We start from the raw sequence: 9082 nt of genomic DNA on the forward strand, positions 1-9082 counted from the left end.
GAGATTGCCCGTTAGGTAACTGACGTCGGTTGTCGCTATTCGGCACTGACGACAACGGTGCCAATTTCCGGATGGCTAAAGCTTTCAATGTGATCCAGACGCAGATCTCGTTGTTCGCCGTTCGCCTCAACCACCAGATATTCCACTTTCTTACGCATTAACAAATCGTTGGCTTTAGCCTCAACGACTTCTCCGCTACGCATCTTCAGCGTCAAAACCAGGTGATGCTGGCAGGCGAGCTCGAGATTATCGTAGTCATCACAATTGATGGGTTGGTACTCATCATTCATCGACATAATCGCTCACCAATAAGTTAGCGGCGGCGTAGGCCGCCTGGTCCCTAACGGAAGACGGAAGTTCAGCATTTGCTGCGACTTCGTCCAATGCTTTCAATACACAGCCCAACGCATCGGGCACATATCCGAGATCACCGCTGGCAATTTCAGAATATCTACGGCGTACCAACTCACAGTATTGTTGCATAAGTTCTCCCTAAAAAGCGTATCCCTCTGAGGAAAGCGCAGAAAGATAAGCTCTCAGTATTTAACGACTATAGCACAGGAGAGTGTGAGTTATTAGCAGGCCTGTAAAGGTAAATCGTTTGCGTAAAGCCTTTATTGCGGATGACCATCGGGGGAAAACTGGCCGCAGCAGGATGCTTTCAAGTACACTGTGCGTCTATTATCAAGGGGTTTACCATGGCGTTAAAAGCAACCATTTATAAAGCAGCGGTCAATATCGCTGATATGGATCGTAATTTCTTTCATGACGCCAGCCTGACTCTGGCACAGCATCCTTCCGAAACAGAACAACGCATGATGCTGCGTCTGCTGGCATGGATTTACCATGCCGACGAACGACTGACTTTTACCCGCGGATTAAGCGCCGAAGATGAGCCGGAAATCTGGCGTAAAAACGACCATAACGGCATCGAATTATGGGTCGAATTAGGACTACCTGATGAGAAGCGTCTGAAAAAAGCCTGTAACCAATCGCGTGAGGTGGTCCTTTATGCGTATGGTGAGCGTGCTGCGAAAGTCTGGTGGTCGCAAATCGAGGGGAAAGTCAGAGGTTTTGAGAACCTGCGTATCCGTTATTTAGAAGATGAGTTGCTGAATCAATTGACTGCTTTTGGCAGCCGTACCATGAACTTACAGGCCACATTGCAGGACGGAACTATTTGGCTTTCTGATGCTCAGAGTAATTTGGAAATTCATTTTTCTGAATGGAAAGAGTCTGTCATAAAAGAAGCCAGGTAATCAGCGTGCTAATCCTTTCAGGAAAACTGGAAATACCTGACAGCGAAATCGAATTAACGGCGATCCGCGCTCAGGGCAACGGCGGTCAAAACGTCAATAAAACATCAACGGCTATCCATTTACGCTTTGATATTAAAGCGTCGAGTTTGCCAGAATATTACAAAGAGCGGTTACTGGCTTTTAATCATCATTCTGTTACTGCCGACGGCTGGGTCATTATCAAAGCCCAGGAATACCGGAGTCAGGAGATGAATCGAGAAGCCGCTCTGGCCCGGTTGGGGGCACTGATTTCACAGGCGATGGTAGTAGAAAAACCGCGCCGCGCGACGAAGCCGACTCGTGGGTCTAAAATTCGTCGGGTTGAAAGTAAAGTTCGCAAGGGTGCGACAAAAGCATTACGGGGCAAAATACGTTAGCCCTAACTTCGTGCTGCAGGACAATTTTTATCTCGGCACTGTAGAAAAGCAGTAGGGGAGAAACTGTGAAAAAAATCATCATTAGTGCAGTGCTGGCGCTCGGGGCGCTGTCACTCTTCGGTTGCCATACCGCCGCCTTTAATCATGAAAAACCGTTGCAGGCTATGCAGCAGAGTTACAGTGGCGTGTTGCCGTGCGCAGATTGCAGTGGCCTGAAGACGTCATTATTCCTGGATCAGGATGGGACTTACATCCTTCAGGAGGAATATCAGGGCGGCAAAGAGGGCGATCAGGTGTTTGCCAGCTACGGACGCTGGGCCCGCACTGCGGATAAACTGGTGCTGACGGACAGCCAGGGCGAGAAACGTTATTTCCATCCGAAAGATGAAAATCTGGAAATGTTGGATCAAAGCGGTGAGCCGATTACGTCCACATTCAACTATACGTTGACGCCGGTGCAGCAGAATTTGCCGAAAACGCCAATGGCACTGAGCGGAATGATGCAATACAGCGCCGATGCTGCTTCCTTTAAAGATTGTGCGACAGGCAACATATTCCCGATGTCGGCAAATAAATCGCTGGAAGAAGGGTATCTTGCCTCGCGTAAAACCCCCAATCAGCTGGTCTTCCTTTCTATGGACGGGCATTTCATGACAGAGCCGTCAATGGAAGAAGGGCAGGTGCAAAAGGCTGTGGTTGCAGATAAAAACGTACGGTTTGATGCAACGAAGTCCTGCCCGTAAAAGCGATTAGGCTCAGGCGGAATAGCACAAATAAAAATGCCCGCATTACGCGGGCATTTTTATGGACAAATGATCATCAGCGGATCTTAACGCGGGATCTGGCTCAGCAGATATTCCACGATATCGCTTTGTTTGATCATCTGTTTTTCGCCAGTGCGACGGTTTTTGTATTCCAGCTCTTCAGCATCCAGATTACGATCACCAATCACCACCTGATGCGGCACACCGATCAGTTCCATGTCCGCGAACATGACGCCCGGACGTTCTTTACGATCGTCGAGGATCACATCGATACCGTGTGAACGCAGTTCTTTATACAGCGCTTCTGCCGCATCTTTCACACGGAAAGATTTGTGCATGTTCATTGGCAGGATAGCGACCTGGAACGGTGCGATAGCATCCGGCCAGATAATACCGCGGTCATCGTGGTTTTGTTCAATCGCCGCAGCGACCACACGAGTCACACCGATACCGTAACAACCCATGGTCATCAACTGGTTACGACCATCTTCGCCCTGAACGGTAGCATTCATCGCTTCGGAATATTTGGTTCCCAGCTGGAAGATATGACCAACTTCGATACCGCGTTTAATGACCAGCGTTCCCTGACCATCAGGGCTTGGATCACCGGCTACTACATTACGGATATCGGCTACTTCTGGCAGCGCAGCATCGCGATCCCAGTTAATTCCGAAATAGTGTTTACCGTCGATGTTAGCGCCTGCGCTGAAATCGCTCATTGCAGCAACAGTACGATCCGCGACGATTGGCATTGGCAGATTAACCGGACCGAGTGAACCCGGGCCAGCCGCGACGATCTCACGAATCTCTGCTTCCGTTGCAAATGTTAGTGGTGCAGCAACTTGCGGCAGCTTCTCGGCTTTGATTTCGTTCAGCTCATGATCACCACGAACCAGCAAAGCAACCAGTTTATGACCGCTTTCCGCTGTTGCATGAACCATCAGAGTTTTCACCGTTTTCTCAACCGGAACCTGGAACTGTTCTGTCAGTTCAGCGATAGTTTTTGCGTCCGGCGTTTCGACAATCCGCATTTCTTCTGTTGCTGCAGCTCGTGGCGTTGCGGGTGCCAGCGCTTCTGCGAATTCGATGTTAGCGGCGAAATCAGAAGAATCAGAGAATACGACATCATCTTCACCGCTCTGTGCCAGCACCTGAAATTCGTGAGAGGCGCTGCCGCCGATAGAACCGGTATCCGCCAGCACGGCACGGAAATCCAGACCCATACGGTTGAAAATCTGACTGTAGGCCGCGTACATCGCGTCATAAGTTTCCTGCAAAGATTCCTGCGTCGTATGGAATGAGTAGGCATCTTTCATCAGGAATTCACGGGAACGCATTACACCAAAACGCGGGCGAACTTCGTCACGGAATTTAGTCTGGATCTGGAAGAAATTCAGTGGCAGCTGCTTGTATGAGCTGACTTCATTACGGATCAGGTCAGTGATCACTTCTTCATGGGTTGGACCCAGTACGAACGGGCGCTCGCCACGATCAACGAAACGTAACAATTCCGGACCATATTGCTCCCAACGTCCGCTCTCCTGCCACAAATCAGCGGGCTGGACTACCGGCATCGACACTTCAATGGCGTTCGCGTTGTTCATTTCTTCGCGTACGATGTTTTCAACTTTCTTGAGAACACGTAAGCCGGTCGGCAGCCAGGTATACAGGCCTGAGGCCAGTTTACGGATCATCCCTGCGCGCAGCATCAGCTGGTGGCTGATAACTTCCGCGTCGGCTGGCGTCTCTTTCAGTGTAGAGAGCAGATATTGAGTAGTACGCATGATGTGTTGGTTCCGTTAGCACTGCAAATTGCAATCGGGCTGCCATGGGCAGCCAAAACGTGAAAAGTGGCTTAGTTTACCAGCGAGTTGCTATTGTCAAAAGAGAGGCAGAGGAAATTTAGTCTTTGTCGAGGGACAATACCTGATTCACAGAGCCTGTGACCCGCCAGCGGACATTAAACTCGAGTAAACGAACGGCATAATCGCGCGCTGTGGCTTCACCTTTGCGATAAGCCGGACGGGGATCCTGTCCTAAAACCTGCGTGATGAAGCGGCGCAGATGCGGGTATTGCCTCGCATGCTCAGCCAGTTGCTGTTCAGCCTGCGGTAAAAATTCTACCGGCATATCGGCATCAGGTGCGTGCTGAGCAAAACCGGCGCGTGCATCAGGATGGCTTTCCGCAAAGGGAAGATACGGCTTAATGTCCACAACAGGTGTGCCATCCACTAAATCCAGACTGCCAAGCTGCAGAATGACATTCTGACCCTGACAGCGAATCCCTTTCAGTTCAACCAGAGACATCCCGAGCGGATTAGGCCGGAAGGTTGAACGGGTGGCAAATACACCGGTACGCACATTCCCGCCTAAACGTGGTGGGCGAACTGTCGGACGCCAGCCGCTTTCCATCGTCTGATGGAAAATAAACATCACCCATAAATGGCTGAAGTCTTCCAGCCCGCGAACAGCTTCGGGCTGGTTATAAGGCGGATGCAGATGTAATTCGCCGCCACCATCCTGGATCAATCCGGGCTGGCGCGGAACAGCAAACTTCTCTTTATAGGGCGAGTGAATGATCCCTATTTGCTCAAAAGAAAATGAGGTCATTTAAACGTGACGTTCAGGGCGGAACCCTGACAAATCGCCTGCTGGAAGCAGCCTGGTACGCCGCTGATAATCTGGCACTGATGTAACAATACGGCATTGGCCTTCATATAGGATGCACGGGTCAGCATTCTTTTCCGTGCAGTAGCCAGACTCGGTGGCGCATCATTTTGAGCGCTCTGGCAAGATTCGCCGGAGACTTCGCCCAGATCACGGAATGGAGTTCCGACTAAAGCTTCTGCATCTTTATAGAGCTTTACAGGAGCGGGGCGTACTGGTGCCGGCTTTGGTTTGACAGGTTTTGGTTCTTCTTTTACAACAGGCGCAGGGGGGGTTGGCTGTGTGTGTTGAGTCAGGGAACAACCCGCCAGCAAAAGTGCCGACAAACAGAGAGGTAAAGCACGCATGGTATATCCTCTGCTTTTTAATATGTTTACAGGAAAGAATGTGGCGTTATTGAACCAAGGTATTGAGAAAATAACAAGGCGGGCATAAGCCCGCCTTGTTATTTATTTATGAAAAGATGTATTTGCGAGTCTACTATCTTAGAAACGAATACTCAGGAAAAATGTAGGGTTCCTGATTTCGGGCAATTACCAACCTTTCACTGCGCCACCGTTGAAGATTTTATTCGCTGCAGCGTTCACTTCATCAGACTGGTAAGCCTGAACGAATTTCTTCACGTTTTCAGCATCTTTGTTATCTTCACGTGCAACGATCAGGTTCACGTATGGAGATTCTTTATCTTCTACGAAGATACCGTCTTTCTCTGGCGTCAGGTTGATCTGGCTGGCGTAAGTGGTGTTGATTACGGCCAGAGCGATTTTCGCATCATCCAGTGAACGTGGCAGTTGTGGTGCTTCGAGTTCGACCAGTTTCAGATTTTTAGGGTTCTCAGTCACATCCAGAACTGTCGGTAACAGACCAACACCGTCTTTCAGTTTGATCAGACCTTGTTTTTGCAGCAGCAGCAGAGAACGGCCTAGGTTAGTCGGGTCGTTTGGCAGCGCAACCTGGTCACCATCTTTCAGCTCATCAATAGATTTGATTTTCTTAGAGTAACCGGCGATTGGGTAAACGAACGTGTTACCCACCGGGACCAGTTTGTAACCGCGATCTTTGATCTGCTGATCAAGATAAGGTTTATGCTGGAAGGCGTTAACATCGATATCACCTTTGCTCAGCGCTTCGTTAGGCAATACATAATCATTGAAAGTCACCAGCTCAACATCAAGACCGTATTTCTCTTTAGCTACTTTCTGTGCAACTTCAGCGACCTGCTGTTCAGAGCCTACGATCACACCCACTTTGATGTGATTTGGATCTTGTTCTTTTGGCCCGCAGCCCACTAAAGCCAGCGATCCCAGAAGCGCGCCGACAACTGCAATGGATTTGAATTTGTTAGACATGTCCTTTCCTCAATAAACGGATATAAATCATTCACAGGTAGCTATTACAGCTGTTGTTTCGTTATTTATGTGTGACTGCTTTTACGATGCGGTCGCCACAAAATTGAATTAAATACACCAAAACCACTAGCAGGACTAATACAGTATTCATGACAGTTGCGTCGTAACCGATATAACCGTACTGATAACCGATTTGTCCCAAACCACCGGCACCGACAGCGCCACCCATAGCAGAATAGCCTACAAGAGTGATCAGCGTGATGGTGGCAGCATTGACCAGACCTGGCAGAGCTTCCGGCAATAAGATTTTTCGGATGATCTGCATCGGTGTTGCACCCATTGCGCGGGCGGCTTCCACCAGACCGCTTGGAATTTCCAGCAGGGCATTCTCAACCATGCGGGCAATAAACGGCGCAGCACCCACAGTCAGCGGGACAATCGCTGCCTGCAAACCGATTGAGGTGCCGACAATCATACGCGTGAAGGGAATCATCCATACCAGCAAGATAATAAAAGGAATGGAACGGAAAATGTTAACCAGCGCCGACATCACGCGATAGATATTTTTATTCTCTGCAATCTGACCCGGACGGGTGACGTACAGCAGTACGCCGAAAGGCAAACCTAACACAAAACCAAAGAAGCCAGAGGTTAGCGTCATGATGACCGTTTCCCAGATTCCGCGGCCCATTAACCACATCATTGCCTCAGACATAACCCAGCACCTCTACTTTCACCTGATTCTCATGCAGGAACTGAATTGCCGCCTGAGTATTTTCTTCTGAACCGTGCATTTCTGTCAGCATAATCCCGAACTTTACACCGCCGGCATAATCCATCTGAGCACTGATAATATTATTGTTGATGTCAAAGCGACGGACTGCTTCGGAAAGCAGCGGGGCATCAACGGACTGACCGGTAAATTCCAGGCGCAGTAAAGGAACGCGACCCGTTTCAGGCTGAGGTACCAGACGCACGGCGTAATCTTCCGGAATATCCAGGTGCAACGTTGACTGAATAAATTGCTGTGCAAGCGGAGTCTTAGGATGTGAGAACATCTCACTTACTTTATCCTGCTCAATCAGTTTGCCATCGCTGATCACAGCAACTTGATCGCAAATGCGTTTTACGACGTCCATCTCATGGGTGATCAGCAGAATCGTGAGACCCAGACGACGGTTGATATCTTTTAGTAATTCCAGGATTGCGCGGGTGGTAGCTGGATCCAGTGCACTGGTAGCTTCATCACACAGCAATACTTTTGGATTACTGGCCAGCGCACGGGCAATGGCTACGCGTTGTTTTTGTCCACCGGAAAGATTCGCCGGGTAGGCATCATGCTTATCTTCCAGCCCGACCAGGCTCAGCAGCTCGGAAACTCGTTTCTTAATATCGGCTGAAGAAAGATTGTCGAGTTCGAGTGGCAGGGCAACGTTGCCAAAAACGGTGCGTGACGACAGCAGGTTAAAGTGCTGGAAAATCATGCCAATCTGGCGGCGTGCGCGGGTCAGCGCTTTCTCTGAGAAGGACATCAGATCCTGACCATCGACCAACACCTGGCCTTTAGTCGGGCGCTCCAGCAAATTGACGCAGCGTATTAAGGTACTTTTCCCCGCGCCGGAAGAACCGATTACGCCATAAATTTGTCCGGCAGGGACGTGAAGACTCACGTCAGAGAGCGCGACGATCTGGCGCGAACCCTGCAGGAAAATCTTGGTGATGTTAGAAAGTTTAATCATATTATTTTTTATTCTGTCTTTTTGCCGTGACGTGGTGAATTTAACTCTGCGGAGGTCTTCCCCGTAGCATGTCGTGGATGCTAAGGCGTCTAGACGTCTAAGTCAACCAGGTTAGCATTCTCACAAGCATTGAAAACATGCGATACTGGCGCCGTTAATCAGCCATCAGGAGCAAATTCGTGGCACAACCTGTTTCAGCAATCTTTCTCGACCGTGATGGCACTTTGAATGTCGATCATGGTTATGTACATGAAATCGATAACTTCCAGTTTATCGACGGTGTAATCGATGCTTGTCTTAAATTAAAAGAGATGGGCTTTTTACTGGTGCTGGTCACCAATCAGTCCGGTATAGCACGCGGCAAATTTACTGAAGATCAGTTTCTGACTCTGACCGAGTGGATGGACTGGTCGCTTGCCGATCGTGGCGTGGATCTCGACGGTATCTATTTTTGTCCGCATCATCCTGAAGGCTTGGTTAAAGAGTTTACACAAGCCTGTGATTGCCGTAAGCCGCAACCTGGGATGTTTTTGACGGCCAAAGAAGAACTAGGCATTGATATGGCCTCTTCTTATATGGTGGGCGACAAACTGGAAGATATGCAGGCAGCTGCTGCTGCAGGAGTGGGGCATAAGATTTTAGTTCGTACCGGCAAACCCGTAACCCCGGAAAGTGAAAGTGCTGCGGATGCGGTACTGGAAAGCCTTGCTGCATTGCCTTCCTTTATAGCAAAAGGGCAGAAATAACGGCTTCTGGACAAAAAAACGGCAAACGAAATAAAACTGTATTTATTCGCTTGCCATTAAAATCCAACTCCCTATAATGCCGCTCCATCGACAGGGAACAACGTGAACAACATCACGAAGTAACCGGGTCGGAAAGATTAAA

The 9082-nt window shown here is 49.3% G+C and carries 12 protein-coding genes; 4 read left to right on the forward strand and 8 right to left on the reverse strand.

Annotated features, from left to right (window positions below; all coding sequences use genetic code 11):
- Window positions 1-35 precede the first annotated feature (35 nt).
- Together rof and DXU84_RS21010 are read right to left on the reverse strand one after the other, a co-directional pair.
- On the reverse strand, window positions 36-296 hold the full coding sequence (gene rof, locus DXU84_RS21005) for a Rho-binding antiterminator (protein ID WP_013574214.1): 261 nt from the start codon (window positions 294-296) through the stop codon (window positions 36-38).
- Complete coding sequence (locus DXU84_RS21010; RefSeq protein WP_013574215.1) at window positions 283-483, reverse strand: YaeP family protein; 201 nt, start codon at window positions 481-483, stop codon at window positions 283-285. Before DXU84_RS21010 ends, rof begins: the two co-directional genes overlap by 14 nt.
- Window positions 484-698: 215 nt before the next feature.
- On the opposite strand from DXU84_RS21010, the gene DXU84_RS21015 reads away from it, so the two are divergent.
- The 3 genes from DXU84_RS21015 to nlpE all read left to right on the forward strand — a co-directional run bounded on the left by DXU84_RS21015 (window position 699) and on the right by nlpE (window position 2418).
- Entirely contained in the window at window positions 699-1259 is a 561-nt protein-coding gene (locus DXU84_RS21015) for a YaeQ family protein (protein ID WP_013574216.1), read from the forward strand.
- A complete protein-coding gene (gene arfB, locus DXU84_RS21020; RefSeq protein ID WP_153376608.1) occupies window positions 1226-1675 on the forward strand; it encodes an alternative ribosome rescue aminoacyl-tRNA hydrolase ArfB in 450 nt (149 codons plus the stop codon). The genes DXU84_RS21015 and arfB overlap by 34 nt, the downstream gene beginning before the upstream one ends.
- A gap of 65 nt (window positions 1676-1740) precedes the next feature.
- Window positions 1741-2418, forward strand: coding sequence for an envelope stress response activation lipoprotein NlpE (gene nlpE / locus DXU84_RS21025; protein WP_015689434.1), 678 nt, complete (start codon window positions 1741-1743; stop codon window positions 2416-2418).
- Between the two features lie 86 nt (window positions 2419-2504).
- On the opposite strand, the gene proS is transcribed toward nlpE, so the two are convergent.
- The 6 genes from proS to metN all read right to left on the reverse strand — a co-directional run bounded on the left by proS (window position 2505) and on the right by metN (window position 8194).
- The gene (gene proS / locus DXU84_RS21030; RefSeq protein WP_131638668.1) at window positions 2505-4223 is read right to left on the reverse strand and encodes a proline--tRNA ligase; all 1719 of its coding nucleotides are present in this window, start codon (window positions 4221-4223) and stop codon (window positions 2505-2507) included.
- Window positions 4224-4341: 118 nt separating this feature from the next.
- Window positions 4342-5049, reverse strand: a complete 708-nt coding sequence (tsaA, locus tag DXU84_RS21035) for a tRNA (N6-threonylcarbamoyladenosine(37)-N6)-methyltransferase TrmO (protein WP_015689436.1) — start codon at window positions 5047-5049, stop codon at window positions 4342-4344.
- A complete protein-coding gene (gene rcsF / locus DXU84_RS21040; RefSeq protein ID WP_112197849.1) occupies window positions 5046-5453 on the reverse strand; it encodes an Rcs stress response system protein RcsF in 408 nt (135 codons plus the stop codon). The genes tsaA and rcsF overlap by 4 nt, the downstream gene beginning before the upstream one ends.
- A gap of 186 nt (window positions 5454-5639) precedes the next feature.
- Window positions 5640-6455, reverse strand: a complete 816-nt coding sequence (locus DXU84_RS21045) for a MetQ/NlpA family lipoprotein (protein ID WP_013574222.1) — start codon at window positions 6453-6455, stop codon at window positions 5640-5642.
- 61 nt (window positions 6456-6516) lie between these two features.
- Entirely contained in the window at window positions 6517-7170 is a 654-nt protein-coding gene (locus tag DXU84_RS21050; RefSeq protein ID WP_013574223.1) for a methionine ABC transporter permease MetI, read from the reverse strand.
- On the reverse strand, window positions 7163-8194 hold the full coding sequence (metN, locus tag DXU84_RS21055; RefSeq protein WP_013574224.1) for a methionine ABC transporter ATP-binding protein MetN: 1032 nt from the start codon (window positions 8192-8194) through the stop codon (window positions 7163-7165). Before metN ends, DXU84_RS21050 begins: the two co-directional genes overlap by 8 nt.
- Before the next feature lie 179 nt (window positions 8195-8373).
- On the opposite strand from metN, the gene gmhB reads away from it, so the two are divergent.
- Window positions 8374-8940: a D-glycero-beta-D-manno-heptose 1,7-bisphosphate 7-phosphatase gene (gene gmhB, locus DXU84_RS21060; RefSeq protein WP_013574225.1), complete on the forward strand. Its 567-nt coding sequence runs from the start codon at window positions 8374-8376 to the stop codon at window positions 8938-8940.
- Window positions 8941-9082 lie beyond the last annotated feature (142 nt).

Source organism: Rahnella sp. RcJ3 (genome assembly GCF_009498575.1).
Lineage (GTDB): Bacteria > Pseudomonadota > Gammaproteobacteria > Enterobacterales > Enterobacteriaceae > Rahnella > Rahnella aceris.